19 protein-coding genes are annotated in these 16,891 nt (G+C 42.4%); 3 read left to right on the top strand and 16 right to left on the bottom strand.

Translation table 11 applies throughout. The features are described from left to right. The first annotated feature begins 130 nt into the window (after positions 1-130). Positions 131-529, top strand: a complete 399-nt coding sequence (gene fos, locus AB204_RS08405; protein ID WP_047962935.1) for a fosfomycin resistance glutathione transferase — start codon at positions 131-133, stop codon at positions 527-529. Here the strand turns inward: fos and AB204_RS08400 are convergent, their stop codons facing one another. Together AB204_RS08400 and AB204_RS08395 are read right to left on the bottom strand one after the other, a co-directional pair. Then, positions 530-1,348 carry a DNA-3-methyladenine glycosylase family protein gene (locus AB204_RS08400; RefSeq protein ID WP_235428053.1) on the bottom strand — a complete coding sequence of 273 codons (819 nt, stop codon included), beginning with the start codon at positions 1,346-1,348 and terminating at the stop codon, positions 530-532. It lies immediately after the preceding gene. A 183-nt stretch (positions 1,349-1,531) separates the two neighbouring features. Beyond that, a complete protein-coding gene (locus AB204_RS08395) occupies positions 1,532-2,176 on the bottom strand; it encodes a hypothetical protein (RefSeq protein ID WP_047962933.1) in 645 nt (214 codons plus the stop codon). Positions 2,177-2,535: 359 nt separating this feature from the next. Here AB204_RS08395 and AB204_RS08390 point away from each other — a divergent pair, with 359 nt between their 5' ends. After that, positions 2,536-2,796 carry a YfhL family 4Fe-4S dicluster ferredoxin gene (locus AB204_RS08390; protein ID WP_047962932.1) on the top strand — a complete coding sequence of 87 codons (261 nt, stop codon included), beginning with the start codon at positions 2,536-2,538 and terminating at the stop codon, positions 2,794-2,796. A gap of 2 nt (positions 2,797-2,798) precedes the next feature. Here the strand turns inward: AB204_RS08390 and acpS are convergent, their stop codons facing one another. The 12 genes from acpS to AB204_RS08330 all read right to left on the bottom strand — a co-directional run bounded on the left by acpS (position 2,799) and on the right by AB204_RS08330 (position 13,375). Beyond that, on the bottom strand, positions 2,799-3,179 hold the full coding sequence (gene acpS / locus AB204_RS08385; protein ID WP_047962931.1) for a holo-ACP synthase: 381 nt from the start codon (positions 3,177-3,179) through the stop codon (positions 2,799-2,801). Further along, positions 3,179-3,910 (bottom strand): pyridoxine 5'-phosphate synthase, encoded by a 732-nt coding sequence (gene pdxJ / locus AB204_RS08380; RefSeq protein WP_047962930.1) that lies wholly within the window; start codon positions 3,908-3,910, stop codon positions 3,179-3,181. The genes acpS and pdxJ overlap by 1 nt, the downstream gene beginning before the upstream one ends. 67 nt (positions 3,911-3,977) lie before the next feature. Next, complete coding sequence (recO, locus tag AB204_RS08375) at positions 3,978-4,715, bottom strand: DNA repair protein RecO (RefSeq protein WP_047962929.1); 738 nt, start codon at positions 4,713-4,715, stop codon at positions 3,978-3,980. A gap of 9 nt (positions 4,716-4,724) precedes the next feature. Further along, a complete protein-coding gene (gene era, locus AB204_RS08370; protein WP_047962928.1) occupies positions 4,725-5,630 on the bottom strand; it encodes a GTPase Era in 906 nt (301 codons plus the stop codon). Next, positions 5,627-6,307: a ribonuclease III gene (gene rnc, locus AB204_RS08365; protein ID WP_047962927.1), complete on the bottom strand. Its 681-nt coding sequence runs from the start codon at positions 6,305-6,307 to the stop codon at positions 5,627-5,629. Before rnc ends, era begins: the two co-directional genes overlap by 4 nt. A 210-nt stretch (positions 6,308-6,517) precedes the next feature. Further along, complete coding sequence (gene lepB / locus AB204_RS08360; protein ID WP_047962926.1) at positions 6,518-7,489, bottom strand: signal peptidase I; 972 nt, start codon at positions 7,487-7,489, stop codon at positions 6,518-6,520. A gap of 20 nt (positions 7,490-7,509) precedes the next feature. Further along, the gene (gene lepA, locus AB204_RS08355) at positions 7,510-9,306 is read right to left on the bottom strand and encodes a translation elongation factor 4 (protein WP_047962925.1); all 1,797 of its coding nucleotides are present in this window, start codon (positions 9,304-9,306) and stop codon (positions 7,510-7,512) included. 212 nt (positions 9,307-9,518) lie between these two features. Next, positions 9,519-9,983 carry a SoxR-reducing system protein RseC gene (gene rseC / locus AB204_RS08350; RefSeq protein WP_047962924.1) on the bottom strand — a complete coding sequence of 155 codons (465 nt, stop codon included), beginning with the start codon at positions 9,981-9,983 and terminating at the stop codon, positions 9,519-9,521. After that, a complete protein-coding gene (gene rseB / locus AB204_RS08345; RefSeq protein WP_047962923.1) occupies positions 9,983-10,942 on the bottom strand; it encodes a sigma-E factor regulatory protein RseB in 960 nt (319 codons plus the stop codon). Before rseB ends, rseC begins: the two co-directional genes overlap by 1 nt. Next, a complete protein-coding gene (gene rseA / locus AB204_RS08340) occupies positions 10,942-11,583 on the bottom strand; it encodes an anti-sigma-E factor RseA (RefSeq protein ID WP_047962922.1) in 642 nt (213 codons plus the stop codon). Before rseA ends, rseB begins: the two co-directional genes overlap by 1 nt. A gap of 31 nt (positions 11,584-11,614) precedes the next feature. Further along, entirely contained in the window at positions 11,615-12,190 is a 576-nt protein-coding gene (gene rpoE / locus AB204_RS08335; protein WP_047962921.1) for an RNA polymerase sigma factor RpoE, read from the bottom strand. 384 nt (positions 12,191-12,574) lie between these two features. Beyond that, positions 12,575-13,375: a tRNA1(Val) (adenine(37)-N6)-methyltransferase gene (locus AB204_RS08330; protein ID WP_047962920.1), complete on the bottom strand. Its 801-nt coding sequence runs from the start codon at positions 13,373-13,375 to the stop codon at positions 12,575-12,577. Between the two features lie 143 nt (positions 13,376-13,518). On the opposite strand from AB204_RS08330, the gene srmB reads away from it, so the two are divergent. Next, complete coding sequence (gene srmB / locus AB204_RS08325; RefSeq protein WP_047962919.1) at positions 13,519-14,859, top strand: ATP-dependent RNA helicase SrmB; 1,341 nt, start codon at positions 13,519-13,521, stop codon at positions 14,857-14,859. A gap of 94 nt (positions 14,860-14,953) precedes the next feature. Here the strand turns inward: srmB and AB204_RS08320 are convergent, their stop codons facing one another. Together AB204_RS08320 and grcA are read right to left on the bottom strand one after the other, a co-directional pair. After that, on the bottom strand, positions 14,954-16,069 hold the full coding sequence (locus AB204_RS08320) for a hypothetical protein (RefSeq protein WP_047962918.1): 1,116 nt from the start codon (positions 16,067-16,069) through the stop codon (positions 14,954-14,956). 262 nt (positions 16,070-16,331) lie between these two features. Then, on the bottom strand, positions 16,332-16,715 hold the full coding sequence (gene grcA / locus AB204_RS08315; RefSeq protein ID WP_047962917.1) for an autonomous glycyl radical cofactor GrcA: 384 nt from the start codon (positions 16,713-16,715) through the stop codon (positions 16,332-16,334). Between the last annotated feature and the right edge of the window lie 176 nt (positions 16,716-16,891).

The following is a 16,891-nucleotide window of genomic DNA, read 5'->3' as shown; positions in this document are numbered from 1 at the left end:
AACAAACAATAACATTTCATCTGTATTCAGGATGTTCATCTATAAACAAAACTTGCTTATTAAACGCGCTTTTTTTAACATCCTGATATTGGTTATTAAGATCCATTATTTCCCCAAAGGATAAATATCCATGCTGACAGGACTTAATCACCTGACACTTACCACATCAAACCTTGAACGCAGCCTGAATTTCTACATTAATCAGCTTGGTTTTACGCTACATGTACGTTGGCAAAATGGCGCTTACCTAAGTCTTAGAGAACTGTGGCTTTGTCTTTCTTGTGATGAAGCCAAACCTGCAAGGGATTATACCCACATCGCCTTTAGCATTTCGGCTAATGATTTTCCTGCTTTCAAAGAGAAAATACTGGCTGCGGGTATACAACAATGGAAAGAGAATCGCAGTGAAGGAGAATCCATTTATCTGCTTGATCCCGATGGGCACCAACTTGAAATCCACGTTGGTTCACTTGCAAGCCGCCTTGATACCTTAAGGAACAAGCCTTACAAGGGATTGGAATGGTATTAATTAATACCCACTACTGGACTGCTGTCGCCATAAATGTGCGCCTACCAGAGCCTTCCAGGGAGAAAAGCCTGCCAGCCATTCTTCTGCCTGAGCAGCGCCCACTTTATCTTCTTGCTTAAGCAAATATTGGAGATTACGCCTTACCGCAACATCACCATGCAGTGAGCCATTCAGATAATTAAGCCCCCGCAGCAAAGCATAATTAACTGTCCACATGCCGATGCCTTTGATGGCAAGTAAATTATCCGTCAGACAGTTGATTTCATTTTCCCCCTCTGGAATATTCAACGCCAACGCGCCAGAATCGATAAGCCGGCAAACATTCAGCAAGGCATTGGCTTTACCTACGGAAAAACCACACTGACGCAGATCCTGTTCAGAACACTGAATGACCTGTTTATGAGTCGGATGGCACAATAATCCTGAAGAGTGCTGGATGCCGATTGCCTGAATAAAACGCCGTCGAATAGAAATTGCTGCACTTACGCTGATCTGTTGGCCGATGATTGCCCAACTTAGTGCTTCAAAAGGTGTGGCTGACTGATAAATGCGTAAACCCGTTTGTCTGGTAACCAAATCGCCAATAACAGGATGATCTTGATATATGGATTCAAACAATTCGACAGGCTGCTTCAACCCTAACATGTGTGAAGCCAGCGCAGATAATGCTTCATCTGAGCAAAGATCCCCATCGCCATCAATATCAAGCTGTATACGTGCTTTATTCTTTTCAAGGGCTATTGTCAGGAGAGCCGGGTATTCCTGCCAGACCATTCCCTTTTTAATTTTATTCTGTTGCACGATTTCAGAAACTTCCATTTCATCTCTTTGATGAAAGGCTAAAAAATCCTTCGTGTGATAATTAGTTGGTAATACTATTTCTATAAAACCATTTTCTATAAAACCGCTTGCCTTCATTAAAAAACTCCGGAACTTACATAATTGAGATGAATATGTAACAGGCTTCAAGTTACAACACAATGGCAAATTCACAAACCTAAACTACAAAACATCATCAATTTTATATTGAATTAATTCATCATTCAGTTCTTTAATTTGATATTTTGATGGACTTAATACCAATAGGTAGATCCCAATACCCATAAATAAAATCATGCTTAAAATAACCAAGAGAAAATCGAAAGCCCCTCCTATTGTATTAGTAAAAACATCAACCCTTAATAAAAACGCAATCAATACAACAAATGCCAATGCAAAAAAATAAATAGAAAATATCTTTTCAAACCAATAAGTAACATAATAAAATGGCTTAACTTTCACTTGAACCACACCAGAATCTAACACAGCATATGTTTTCAACTTTTTCAGGTTAGCGATACATTCAGCACTTAGCCCACCTTGTTTCAGCTTGATGAATATTTTTCTGAATCTGTCAGATTTAATTTTTGTGGTATCAAACATTATCTCAGATGCAATCGCATATTTAAGATAACTTTTGTCACCTTCATCCAAGTAATTATTATACTGATTCAGATACTTAATGTACTTTATCGCTTTCCGTTCTCTGAACACACACACGTCTGCATAAAGCTTCTTTAATACAGATAAAATAATACCAATGAAAGTACCAATAGATCCCAAGACCTTCACGATGTCATTACCGTGTTTTACGATGTATTCAATCATATTGTTACTCTAAATTATTTAAAACATACCTAAGTATATACCATGATAATTACACGGGATTTTTGGCGAAATTATCAATAAATATTCTCCATTGAGCTGGCTGGAAGAACTTCGATGACTTTCCATTCCGTTATTGTCTAAATGGAATGTTTATTGAACAAGAATGACACAGTTCGATTGTTAATATTTATTTGACAAAACACGTCTCAATAAATTTTGTGCTAACTTTGTGCTAATATAGTCTCCCAGAGCGTTTTTTGTAAAAATACACCGTATGGAATAACAAGGACGATCTAAGCAACAAATCAGGAAAAGATTAAGTCACTAATGAAAAGACTTAATTTATGTAAGAGGTTGAAATGGCACTATTAATTACCAAACGCTGTATCAATTGTGATATGTGTGAACCTGAATGCCCTAATCAGGCTATCACAATGGGTGCGGAGATCTACGAAATTGAGCCTGAACGCTGTACTGAATGTGTCGGGCATTATGAAAAGCCAACTTGCCAGTCTGTCTGCCCGATCACTAATACTATTATTTTTGATCCTAACCATCAGGAAACCGAAGAGCAATTGTGGGATAAGTTTGTGCTCTTACATCATGCTGATAAAATCTGAATTTAACTTTCCAATATGACTGTCGCACAAGCATAACGACGCTCATCTGCTAGTGTGACATGCATAGATCTGACATTCAGTTTATTAGCCAGCACATTAGCCTCCCCATGAAGTTTTAATGTGGGTTTTCCCAGTAGGTCATTGATAACTTCAAATTGATTAAAGGCCAAGCCATTGCGGATACCCGTTCCAAGTGCTTTGGCTGCCGCTTCCTTGACTGCAAACCGTTTTGCAAGGAAGCGGACAGGCTGATTATGCTGTTGATATTGTTGCCATTCCCCATCGCACAGTATACGCCTTGCCAGACGTTCACCGGAACGCCCGATAATTTCCTCAATACGGGATATTTCAACAATATCTGTGCCTAATCCAATAATGCCCATTAACGACGTGCTTCTCTCAATAAAGTTTTCATATCCGCAACCGCAGCAGACAGGCCACTAAATACAGCACGGCCAATGATGGCATGCCCGATATTCAGTTCATAAATTTCAGGCAAGGCCGCAATACGCTGTACATTGTGATAGGTCAAACCGTGACCAGCATTGACTTTAATGCCTTTTCCAGCCGCGTAAGTTACAGCTTCTTTGATACGCTGGAACTCTTTTTCCTGCTGTATCTCGTCTTCCGCATCTGCATACGCACCAGTGTGAATCTCAATAAATGGCGCTCCAACTTCAACAGCAGCATCAATTTGTTGGTGATCCGCATCGATAAACAGAGATACCAGAATGCCCGCTTCCGATAGAATCTTAACAGCCTCAGCAATATGTTCTTTTTGTCCACACACATCCAATCCCCCTTCTGTCGTGACTTCCTGACGCTTTTCAGGAACTAAACAACAGAAAGCAGGTTTGATTTGAGTGGCAATACCAACCATTTCATCCGTTACAGCCATCTCGAGATTCATGCGAGTTTGAATCGTTCTTTCTAATAGTTGAACATCTCTGTCAGTAATGTGGCGACGGTCTTCACGCAGATGAATCGTTATACCATCAGCTCCCGCCTGTTCCGCCACAAATGCAGCCTGAACGGGATCAGGATATTGTGTCCCACGGGCATTACGTAAGGTTGCAATATGATCAATGTTGACACCTAACAATACTTCAGCCATTTTTAGCTCCTGCAATAATATAAAATTCAGTAAAGTCTATACCTTCATCATGAAGAAGTGACTTACTTTAATTTTCATTTTTCTTGTTGGGATTATCAGTTTTTTTACGTACAAATTGGCGAAACAGTTCACGACTTTTTAGTGGTTTTCCGCCCAAATAAGGCTTCAATGCAATGCGGGTAAAGCGCTTAGCTGCTTTCAAAATCGCACCATCAGGAAACTCACCCGCTGCCAACGCCTTTAGTTCATAACCTGTAAAACTGTAGTGATCAATAACCAAACTGGCAATAAACCCTTTTTCTTCACGATAACGATAAGTCATCTCATCCGCGACAGGCTCACCACTGCCTGCACAGTGAAGATAATCTACGCCGTATCCCATATTGGTCAGTAACGCTAACTCAAAACGGCGCAAAGCATATTCCGGCGTGTATTCACTCGCAGCGAGAACTTGTAGGCATTGGAGATAATCGAAAAAAAGAGCGGGATATGCCATTCCTTGCTCAAGAACTCTGGATAAGAGTTCATTCACGTACAATCCGCTGTAAAGTACGCTCCCCGTTAAGGGAAGAGCCAATGAGATAGGTTCGGCATCTCGTAATGTTTTGATTTCCCCCCGCCCACTCCAGCGAATGAGCAGCGGGGTGAAAGGTTGCAAGCAACCTTTTAGATGAGAGCGACGGCTGCGGGCGCCTTTCGCTAAAACACGTACCCGCCCTTCATTTTCAGTAAAGAAATCCAGTAATAAACTGGTTTCACTGTAAGGGCGTCCATGAAGCACAAAAGCTCTCTGCCAGCCGTCCACAAGTCAACCTTATAAGTCGTCGATGTAACCGAGGCTACGCAGCGCTCGTTCATCATCAGCCCAACCCGCTTTTACTTTTACCCACAGTTCCAGATGGACTTTTACATCAAACAGCCTTTCCATATCTTGACGAGCTTCTATACCAATCGTCTTGATTTTGCTGCCTTTATTACCAATCACCATTTTCTTCTGGCCATCACGCTCTACCAGAATCAAACCGTGGATCTTATACCCTCCACGTTCATTGGCAACAAATTGTTCAATTTCCACTGTCACGGAATACGGCAGCTCATCCCCCAAGAAACGCATCAGCTTTTCACGGATGATTTCTGAAGCCATAAAACGCTGTGAACGATCGGTAATATAATCGTCAGGGAAATGGTGCTCAGCCTGTGGTATATGATCGCGTACAATTTTGGCAATAGTATCAACATTCATGCCTTTTTCTGCACTGATCGGCACAACATCAATGAAATTCATCTGTTGGCTAAGAAAACCGATATGTGGCAGGAGAATGGTTTTGTCTGTCACATTGTCCACTTTATTGATGGCAAGCAGGACAGGGCAACGCAAGTGACGCAACTTACTCACCACCATTTCATCATCCGGTGTCCAGTGCGTACCTTCCACAACAAAGATAACCAGTTCTACATCACCAATAGAGCTGCTCGCCGCACGGTTCATCAGACGGTTGATCGCACGTTTTTCTTCAATATGAAGGCCCGGCGTATCAACATAAATGGCCTGGTAAACCCCTTCCGTATGAATCCCCATGATGCGGTGACGCGTCGTTTGAGGTTTACGAGAGGTGATGGATACTTTCTGACCCAATAACTGATTCAATAAAGTTGATTTACCGACGTTGGGCCGCCCGACTATTGCAACGAATCCACAATAGTTTTTTTCTTCGCTCATTCAAGCTCCAGTTGTTTTAATGCTTGTTCCGCAGCCGCCTGTTCTGCCTTGCGGCGACTGGAACCTACTCCTCTGACAGGTTGTTCAAATCCACTGACCTGACAGTGAATTGTAAATTCCTGATCGTGTGCTTCCCCACGAACTTGAACAACCAAATATGTAGGCAACGGCAAATGACGCCCTTGCAGATATTCCTGTAAACGTGTTTTAGGATCTTTTTGCTTGTCGCCCGGGCTGATTTCATTCAAGCGAGTTTCATACCAACTCAAAATAATCTTTTCAATTGTCTGAATATCACTATCAAGAAAAATAGCCCCAATTAATGCTTCAATACTATCCGCTAAAATGGATTCGCGACGGTGTCCCCCGCTTTTTAACTCACCTGGCCCCAAACGTAAGCATTCACCTAATTCAAATTCTCTAGCCAGTTCTGCCAACGTATTGCCACGCACTAATGTTGCCCGCATACGACTCATGTCCCCTTCATCAACACGGGGAAAACGATGGTAAAGCGAATTAGCAATGACAAAACTCAGGATTGAGTCGCCAAGAAATTCCAGACGTTCATTATGCTTACTGCTGGCACTGCGGTGAGTCAAGGCTTGAAGCAATAAATCGTGCTGTGTAAAGTTATATCCTAGCTTACGTTGTAATCGGTTCGTTATTATGGAGTTCATGTGCTACCAATTCAGTTAGAATTCATCAAATAAAAGCACACGCAACAGACCTGTGAGGCGATATCCCTAAAGGTTAATATGGGAGCCTTACAAAACTGTTGCGTTTGCACTGGCTCCCTAAGATGTCCATCATCATAAGGAACCAGTCATCTCGTTTGAAAGAATATTCTACACTGTGAGATAAATTAATGCTGCGCTAATATATAAATATTAGTGAATTCCACCAATTCGGTTCAAACGTACACCGGTAGGCCACTCACCTTCTTGTTTTTCAAAACTCATCCAGATGGCGGTTGCACGGCCTACCAGATTTTTCTCCGGTACGAATCCCCACTCCCGGCTATCTGCACTATTGTCACGGTTATCACCCATCGCGAAATATTGGCCTTCAGGCACAACCCAAACACCAGGTGGCAAACCTGCCTGACGATAATGAGGTATAGATTGCACCGGGGGAATGGTCAAAATATGGTGTGACACATTACCTAAGCTTTCAATCCTTTCCCCTTGGCGGAGTGTATATGGCCCTAATATTTCATCAAGTGGTACTTGATAAACACCACTTACACGGACCCCTTCAGGGGTTACATCTTCTTTGATAGTCCATTCACTTGGAAACATGTCCCGATAAATGACAGGTAAAGCTCCCTTGCATTCAGCATTCCAACCACAATCTGGATACACCTGAAGCTCTTTTTTGACATAATCGTAAACAATCCGGTCTCCGGGTAAGCCAACGATTCGTTTCACAAAATCAATGCTTGGATTAACTGGATATTTAAAAACAGCGATATCTCCACGCTTAGGCTCACCCGTTTTAATCAAGGTTGTTTGTGTAATCGGGTCTTTCAGACCATAAGCAAATTTTTCAACCAGAATGAAATCCCCGATCAACAATGTTGGCATCATTGAACCAGAAGGGATTTGAAAAGGTTCATACACAAAAGAACGCAGCACCAAAACAATGGCTAACACCGGAAAGACAGATGCAAATGTATCAACCCATGAAGGTTTATTAATTTCTTTAGCCAAAGATTCCTGAGCTTCTGCGCCTGCCGCCTGTTCCTGAATGAGCGCAAGTTTTTTCTTGCGTTCAGGAGCTAATTTAAACCGATCTATACACCAAAAAATACCGGTAATTAACGTTGCTAGCGTTAAGATCAAGGCAAAAGTGTTAGCCATTTAAACTCCTTACAACCTCGTTAATTATCTTTTCCAACGTGCAGAATTGCTAAGAAGGCTTCCTGTGGCAGTTCAACATTTCCGACCTGCTTCATGCGTTTTTTACCTTCTTTTTGCTTCTGCAATAGTTTTTTCTTCCGGCTGACGTCACCGCCATAACATTTTGCCAGTACGTTTTTACGTAACTGTTTGACAGTAGAACGCGCAATAATGTGAGCGCCTATGGCAGCCTGAATTGCAATGTCAAATTGCTGACGTGGGATCAGTTCTTTCATTTTTTCCACTAACTCACGACCACGATACTGTGAGTTGTCACGGTGAGTAATCAATGCCAGCGCATCAACACGTTCACCATTAATCAAAACATCCACACGCACCATGTCAGAGTTCTGGAAACGGATAAAGTTATAATCCAAAGATGCATAACCACGAGATGTTGATTTCAAACGGTCAAAGAAGTCCAGAACAACTTCAGCCATTGGGATTTCGTAAGTCAGTGCAACCTGGTTACCGTGATAAACCATATTAGTCTGCATACCACGTTTTTCCACACAGAGCGTAATGACATTGCCAAGGTATTCTTTCGGCAAAAGCATATGACATTCTGCAATCGGTTCACGCAGTTCCTTAATATTATTTAAGGCTGGTAACTTAGATGGACTATCAACGTAAATAATATCATCACTATTTGTCTCAACTTCATAAACAACTGTTGGTGCAGTCGTAATCAAATCGAGATCATATTCACGTTCCAAACGTTCCTGAATGATTTCCATATGCAGCAAGCCAAGGAAACCACAACGGAAACCGAAGCCCAATGCGGTAGAACTTTCCGGTTCATAGAATAATGAAGCGTCGTTTAAGCTCAATTTACCCAATGCGTCACGGAATGCTTCATAATCATCAGAACTTATAGGGAATAATCCCGCATAAACTTGCGGTTTAACCTTTTTAAAACCCGGAAGTGCTTTTTCCGCAGGGTGACGTGCAGTCGTCAACGTATCACCAACCGGAGCTCCCAAAATATCTTTGATAGCACAAACCAGCCAGCCCACTTCACCACAATTCAGCACGTCACGATCGATTCGCTTCGGCGTGAAAATACCCAGACGGTCGGCGTTATATACCTGACCTGTACTCATTACCTTAACTTTATCACCCTTACGCAATGTACCGTTTTTAATACGGACAAGCGAAACAACGCCAAGGTAATTGTCAAACCATGAGTCAATAATCAGAGCCTGCAATGGTTCATCAGGATCACCTTCCGGTGCCGGGATTTCTTTCACCAGACGTTCAATAACATCCTGCACTCCGACACCCGTTTTTGCAGAACAACGAACAGCGTCTGTTGCATCAATGCCAACGATGTCTTCAATTTCATCTGCAACACGCTCTGGCTCCGCTGCTGGGAGGTCAATTTTGTTCAGAACCGGAACCACTTCCAGATCCATTTCGAGGGCAGTATAGCAGTTAGCCAAGGTCTGAGCTTCAACCCCCTGACCCGCATCAACCACCAGCAAAGCACCTTCACAAGCAGCCAGAGAACGGGAAACTTCATAAGAGAAGTCAACATGTCCGGGCGTATCGATAAAGTTCAACTGATAAACTTGCCCGTCATTTGCCTTGTAATCAAGAGTTACACTTTGCGCCTTGATAGTGATGCCACGTTCACGTTCAAGATCCATTGAATCCAGTACTTGTGCTGCCATTTCACGATCTGACAGCCCCCCACAGATTTGAATAATCCGGTCAGATAGAGTGGACTTACCGTGGTCAATGTGGGCGATAATGGAGAAATTTCGTATTTGCTTCATTATTAAATCTTTTTTGCCTTAATATTTCTGAATCATTCGCCTATGGACACACTGATGGACATAAAGCGACAGTTTATTGGTTCGGCCACTGGCCTTGAGGAGTCGTATTCTACATGCCAAACCTGTGAAAACCTAGTCATGCCTGTGGTTTTCAGTATGACCTTGTGATTTCCAGTATGATAAAAAAGTTGAAGCTCATAGGGTAAAACAGATTATTCTTGCTGTAGAACCTTAATCGTATCGGGCGGCAGACCAATTTGTAACACAACAGGCTGGTAAGCTTGCAGGTTGTCCCAATACGTAGCAATCTTGCGGGCAATGAAGAAACCGGCAAACCCTCCGCCAATTCCCCCTAAACATATCCATAACTGGTCGCTCGTCCAAAACTGGAAAAGCACCCCTCCCAAAAATAACCCCAGTAATGGCGTTAAATAAACTAACATTGCTGAACGCAACAAACTACTTTCAGGAATGCCCACTTCAACTTTCTGCCCCGGCTGAAGTGGCTGAGAGATCTCCAGCTCCAACTGATGAATACTTTCCGGCCCTATTTTTTCCAATAAATAAGAACCACAGGTAGTTCTGGACTGACAACTACCACAACCTGAAGATGAACCATAACGCAACAATGCGCGGCCTTTTTGCCAACGGACAACTGTCGCCCACTCTTTGACCATCAGTTTTCCTCCGTAAATGTCACGCTTGCCGCAATCCGCTCAGCGGTCGTGAAAGGCAGCTCCCCAATAACGGTAATGCTATTTTTACCGCGGGCCAAAGTATAAACCGTTCTCCTGCCTTGCCGAAATGGTTGTTCCCCAACGGCCTTTTTGTTTGCAGCCACTACATTTACGGAAAAATTAAATAATCCATCACCATACATGATGGATTCCAACCATTCTGTTTCTGACAGTTTACGGCTGGTACGGGAAATTTCATTGAAGCCTTCAGGTATTTTCCCAACTCGCCAATTAAACTTCCATTTTTCGGAAGGCGGAATGAGCAGCATCGGCGGTAATTTCAGATCAGTAATCGCACTCAGCTCGTTTTTAATGTAGTCATTCACGGTTGACGACACAACACGAAATTGTTCAATAACGGTTATATTATCCTTATCCAACAAATCAATCAGCAAAGGAAGGTGATTTTTCTCATCAATCAGAATGTTATAGCTATAGCGGGATTCATCTTTCGATATGATGCGAACAAATCTCACTGGATTATCACCAATGTGCGTACTGCCGGCATCAATGAAACGATAGAACTTTTGTAATTGCGTAAAATCGGCAAAGATGATCGGTGGAAGATAATCGACAATATGATTGCCATATAAGCTGAATGAATCCAGACCCGGCTCGTAATAGCTGATTTGGTCACCACGCTGGATGATTTCCCGGCGGGAACCATCCATTTGTATAATTTGCGCAATAGGTTTACCGCCAATAATGGCATGACGATAACGCAACGGAATCAGGAATTGCTGGCCTATGTTGATAAAGCCAAGCTCATAATTCAGCGTTTGTACAGCATTATTCATATCCTGCAACAAAGCCTCGGTACCGCTTTGCTGCGCCGAGGCTTTGAGAGGATTCAACAGGCTAACCGCCAATAAAAAAATGGAAACCCAAATACGTTTCATTACTGTTGCTGTGATTGTTGTTGTGCTCCAATTGGCTGATTAATCTGAGTAACACCGTAATTTTTTTCAGAATGAATGCGTCTGGTAAGTTCATATTGCTGCAACATCGCATCAATACGCTTATTGCTTTCCCGAACTTGCATGCTCAGGTCACCACCGAAGGCTTCATCATCGACAGGAGTCGCCAAACCTACCGGGGAAGCTGATCCCATCACAGGCAATGTATTGAAGACTGGCGTATCAGATTGAATATCTGTGTCAACACTACTACTGCTATTATATTGCTGAACGCCAATAATCACAGTCAAAGATACACATGCAGCAATACCAACTTGTGTAATCTGGCTCGCCCATGGGCGAATTTTTCCCCAGAATGGCATTCTAGCCCATGTTTTAGGCTCTGGCTGAGACTCTAGAACAGCCGCTGGATTAATCTGGACGGGCTCTTTCTCAAGCGCCAGTGCCACTTGACTCGCGATATCCAAATGTAATACATCCCCCACATCGCCACGCATGACATCACGGACAAGATGATATCTTTCCCATTGCTTCTGCATGGCTGCATCTTCAGAGACCAAATGAACGACTTCACTATCAAGAGCTTCTCCATCCATTAAAGCGGAAAGTTTCTCTCTTTGCATGCCAAAGTACCTTTAAAATTGTTTTGTCCCACTACTGTTGGATTAGTGGTTGAACTTTATTATCAATGGCTTCCCTTGCCCGGAAAATTCGTGAACGTACAGTGCCTACGGGACATTCCATGATGACGGCTATTTCTTCATAGCTCAACCCATCCAACTCCCTCAACGTAATCGCTACCCGCAAATCTTCCGGAAGCGATTCAATAGTACGGAAAACCACTTCCTTTAATTCTTCAGACAACATTAAGTTCTCAGGGTTCGAAATTTCTTTCAATGAACTTGACGCATCATAATTTTCTGCATCGTTAGCATCCAAATCATTGGATGGAGGACGACGCCCCTGAGCAACCAAATAATTTTTAGCCGTGTTAACAGCGATACGGTACAGCCAAGTATAAAAAGCACTATCGCCCCGGAAAGAAGAAAGTGCCCGATAAGTCTTAATAAAAACCTCTTGAGCAACATCAGGAACGTCACTTTGAGGTACGTAACGAGCAATCAGGCCCGCTACTTTGTGCTGATATCTTATCACCAGCAAATTAAATGCTTTTTGATCACCTTTCTGGACCCGTTCAATCAGCATTTGATCCGTTAACTGCTCGCTCATCCGAGGTTCACTCTCCTGAGGTAAAACTCCACATTCTGTACTAATTTAAACCAATATGATGTCCTGCTTTCCCGAACAAGCATGACTTTGAGTATCAATTTACTGTGAAGTTCAACTTTGGCCGTAATTTTATATTACAACCACCTGTCATTTCGTATTTCACTTCTTTTATCCAATTGATATTTATATTTATTTATAGTTTTATCTTATCACCACATAGCGACCAGAAATCTATTGGGCATATTAAGTGCATCATATTAAGTGCATCATATTGAGTACATATAGTACAAATCATAGTCCCTATTTCACAGGACACGTGATTTTAATGCGTGAAAAGAAAATATTGCTTTAACCGGCCTCATTACTCCAATATTGCTAACCTTATCAATAATAAATATAAAAATCTGTTATTAACTGACGAAATTCATCTGAATACGCGCCATCTAAGGCGCGAATCGTTAATTCACTTACCTGATTTTGCTGCTCATGCAGAGATAATCCCAGCAACAGGCGATGCAACGGCTTATCCCGTCTGTCACGAATGTTGACACGAAAATGAGTAAACCACCCTAACCCTACTGCCATCTTTTCAAATTGTTCACCAATATCATAAGGCAAAACCACGCAAAACAGCCCCGTAGGGGCAATCAATTCCCGTACACACGCCAATAATCCCTGATGTGTCAATGATTCCGTATAACGAGCCTGATTGCGAGCTTCATTTCGACATGCAATAGAGGGTTCAAAATAGGGAGGATTACTGACAATTAAATCATATTGGGTACTGTCTTGCTGCAAACCGTGTTCTTGCAGCAAACCATGTTCCTGTAACCCATTTTGTTCCACATGCTGCCGCACAAAGTCATGAATATCCTGCTGATGTACCGTAATACGGGAAAACCACGGCGATTGCTGTATATTGTCAATCGCCTGCATTGCAGCAGAAGTATCCAGTTCTACCGCATCAATCACAGTCTGCTCTCCTGTGCGCTGAGCTAACATCAATGCAATCAAACCACTGCCACACCCAATATCCAGACACCTTTTCTTGTTATATACTGGTGCCCAGGCTCCCAACAGCACACCATCCGTTCCGACTTTCATCGCACATTTATCATGCCCAACAAAAAACTGTTTAAATGTAAAACCACCGCGACGAAAAACGGGTTTATCTATCGATGTCATGAGTCATATCTGCTGAAATAAAAGTTTCTCATAGCATAAATCTTATGGCTCGCGGATAAAAGCAACCTGCTTATAGGATGTTTTTATAGGATGAAGAATGTGCCCAACCTGTTTATAATCGGCGGCCCAAACAGAGGTATATAATGACTGCGACAAACTTTTCTGAATTCCAACTTGATGAATCCCTGCTTGATGCACTGAATGATAAAGGCTACGAACGCCCGACAGCAATTCAAGCGGCAGCCATTCCTGCTGCCATGGATGGGCGGGATGTCCTTGGCTCAGCCCCAACCGGTACAGGTAAAACCGCCGCTTACCTGTTGCCAGCATTACAGCATTTACTCGATTTTCCCCGTAAAAAATCAGGGCCACCGCGTATCCTGATTCTGACTCCAACCCGTGAACTGGCAATGCAAGTTGCAGAACAAGCAAAAGAATTTGCAGCTCACACTCATTTAGATATCGCCACAATCACTGGCGGCGTTGCCTATATGAATCACGCAGAAGTATTCAGTGAGAATCAGGATATTGTTGTCGCAACGACAGGACGTCTGCTGCAATACATCAAAGAAGAAAACTTCGACTGCCGTGCTGTGGAAACGTTGATCCTTGATGAAGCTGATCGCATGCTGGATATGGGATTTGCTAATGATGTCGAAACCATTGCGGGTGAGACCCGCTGGCGTAAACAAACACTGTTATTTTCCGCCACACTGGAAGGTGAATCCATCCGTGATTTTGCCGAGCGCCTGTTAACTGATCCTGTTGAGATTGATGCAGAGCCTTCTCGTCGCGAACGCAAGAAAATCCAGCAATTTTATTATCGTGCTGATACGTTAGAGCATAAGACAGCCCTGTTATGCAACCTTCTTCAACAGCCTGATGTTACAAAGTCCATTGTGTTCGTACGCAAACGTGAACGTGTACGTGAACTGGTTGACTGGTTGAGTCAGGCAGGAATTCAAGCCAGTTTCCTTGAAGGTGAAATGGTACAGGCCAAGCGCACAGATGCCGTGAAGCGGCTGAATGATGGCAAAGTCAAGATTCTGGTTGCAACAGACGTCGCTTCCCGTGGGCTAGATATTGAAAACGTCAGCCACGTCTTTAACTTTGATTTACCCCGCACTGCGGATGTTTACCTGCATCGGATTGGCCGTACAGCCCGTGCAGGCCGTAAAGGGACTGCCATTGCTCTGGTTGAATCTCACGATCATCCTCTGCTGGGTAAAATTAGCCGTTATCTCCAAGAGCCTTTGAAAATACGGGTTGTCGATGAGCTTCGCCCGCAAACCAAAGCACCAAGTGAGAAAAAGAATTATAAACCTTCTAAAAAAGTGTTGGAAAAACGCAAAGAGAAGAGAAAATCAGAAGACACGAAGAAAAAACGAGTAAAAGTTCGTCATCGTGACAGCAAAAATATCGGTAAACGCCGCACTTCTTCTGGTAATCCCAGACCAGAAGTAATTGAATCTGGCAACGATTAATTATCTCAATACAGGCGAAGTCATTGAATATGAATTGACTTCGCCTCTCCACTTATATCACCTGAACATTATTCAAGCATTACATCGCTTAATTTTATCCACTTCTTTGTGATGTAATTTGCTGATAAGTTTCCTCAAATTGTTCTCGAATGGCAGGTTCATCCATAGTCATCGCCAATGAGTGCAAAGAAGGCATGTTCAATGCAAACATCCCTTCATCTGTCACATCAGTTGACGCCAACATGGCATCGCCATTATTCAGCCAAGGCTTCTGTTCCGTCATTAATTCCAATACAGCCTCCAAAAAATGAGCCTTAAATGAATGCAATCCATATCGATGAGGCAGAATGGAATCCCATATACTTCCTAATTCATATTTAAGCTCGATTGTGTTACCCATAGGTTGAGGAACAGGCAATGCTTTTTGCAAATCCCCCAACCAATCGTATTGAACAGAGTAATGGCGTATCAAACCACTGTCGGCCAATTCACGAGCAACTTCAGGCGATACCCCCATACGTTTCAACGTGGGATCTGAAACGCCGGCAGCATTATAAATAACTGCGGGTTTTCCTGTTGCCAGTGCAGCCGCTGTTGCCAATCCGCCCCCTAAGGAATGCCCCGTGAAAATGACATTTTCCCCAAATACTTTTAATGACTTGTGCGCTAATTCCACCGCCTGGTTATATTGTTTTTCATTGTAGCCAAGCCCTTGACGAATACTTACCATGAAATCTCTCAACTCGTTCGAGCCAGTGAAAGAAACAATATATAACCCCTGATGTTTATATACCCCTGCTTGAAATCCTGTTGAATAATCATTCAATGTATCAGGATCAATACCTGCTTGTGATAAGTCATCATCAGACAAACGTTCAAAACTAGGAATTCCTAAACTTTGCTCCCGGTAAACATCACGAGTAACTAATGTCAGGTTATAGTCAATAAACTTAGACTGTTTTCCTGCAATATCATTGGCTGTCAATATGGGTGATTCCATCGCACGAGCACTGATATCGTTGATCAATGATTGATAAAGTGCATTAGATTGCCTGGTGTTTTCTGACAGCAAAATAGATGAGGCAGAAATGCGCTCAGCTTTATCTGGTAATGACTCGGCTGGAGAATTAGATTGAGGTTGCAGAGAATTTCCTTGTAATGAATATATCCCTAGTTCACTTAAAAAACTGGTATTTACTGATAGAGTCATAAAATTCTCCTACAGATTATTCAGGTTAGAGGTAATCAAAACTCCAAACTCTCTATCGGCAGAATAATTAACGCCTTTATAACAAATTTAATCTTTGATTAACAATTTTGTTTATTATGAATAAAAGAAATAAAATTACGAAGTTAGATAAGAAAATGATTTTACGCGCAGAAATAACGCCGGGTAGGTTTGCATCAGAAGCAGGTGGAAGTGGTCAATTATAAATAATCAGGCAGCCTCAGCTGCCTGAATTTAGACAAAATCACAGACTTTCTGTAAAAGTACGGGCAATAACATCACGCTGCTGTTCTGGAGTCAGAGAATTAAAACGCACTGCATAACCAGAAACACGAATAGTGAGTTGAGGATATTTTTCAGGATGCTTCACTGCATCTTCCAGCGTTTCACGACGAAGGACATTCACATTCAGATGCTGTCCCCCTTCTACACGCACAGTCGGTTTCACTTCCAACGGAATTTCTCGATATTCAAATTGCCCCAATTCATCTTTGGCAACAATCTGGCCTTCATCGTAATCTGCTTTAGCGCAGATACAACGTGCTTCATTTTTTTCATCATCCAACAGCCAAAAAGAATTCATCAATGCAGCGTTGTCAGATTGGGTAATTTGAATCCCCGTAATCATTTATACCTCCAACATCATCTTGGTTATTTAGTCAAACCATTACTTAGAGCCTAATCGGATAGGCGCTTAATCAACCATCATTCTTGATTTCCTGTATACCAATACAAATGAGAAGATTCTTTGATTGAAATCAACTAATTTTATAAGGTTATTATCATAAAAATCATAATTTATTG

It is taken from the genome of Xenorhabdus khoisanae, assembly GCF_001037465.1.
In the GTDB taxonomy this organism is placed as follows: domain Bacteria; phylum Pseudomonadota; class Gammaproteobacteria; order Enterobacterales; family Enterobacteriaceae; genus Xenorhabdus; species Xenorhabdus khoisanae.
Note: the sequence above shows the minus strand (reverse complement) of the source record. Positions and strands in the feature narration are given on the sequence as shown.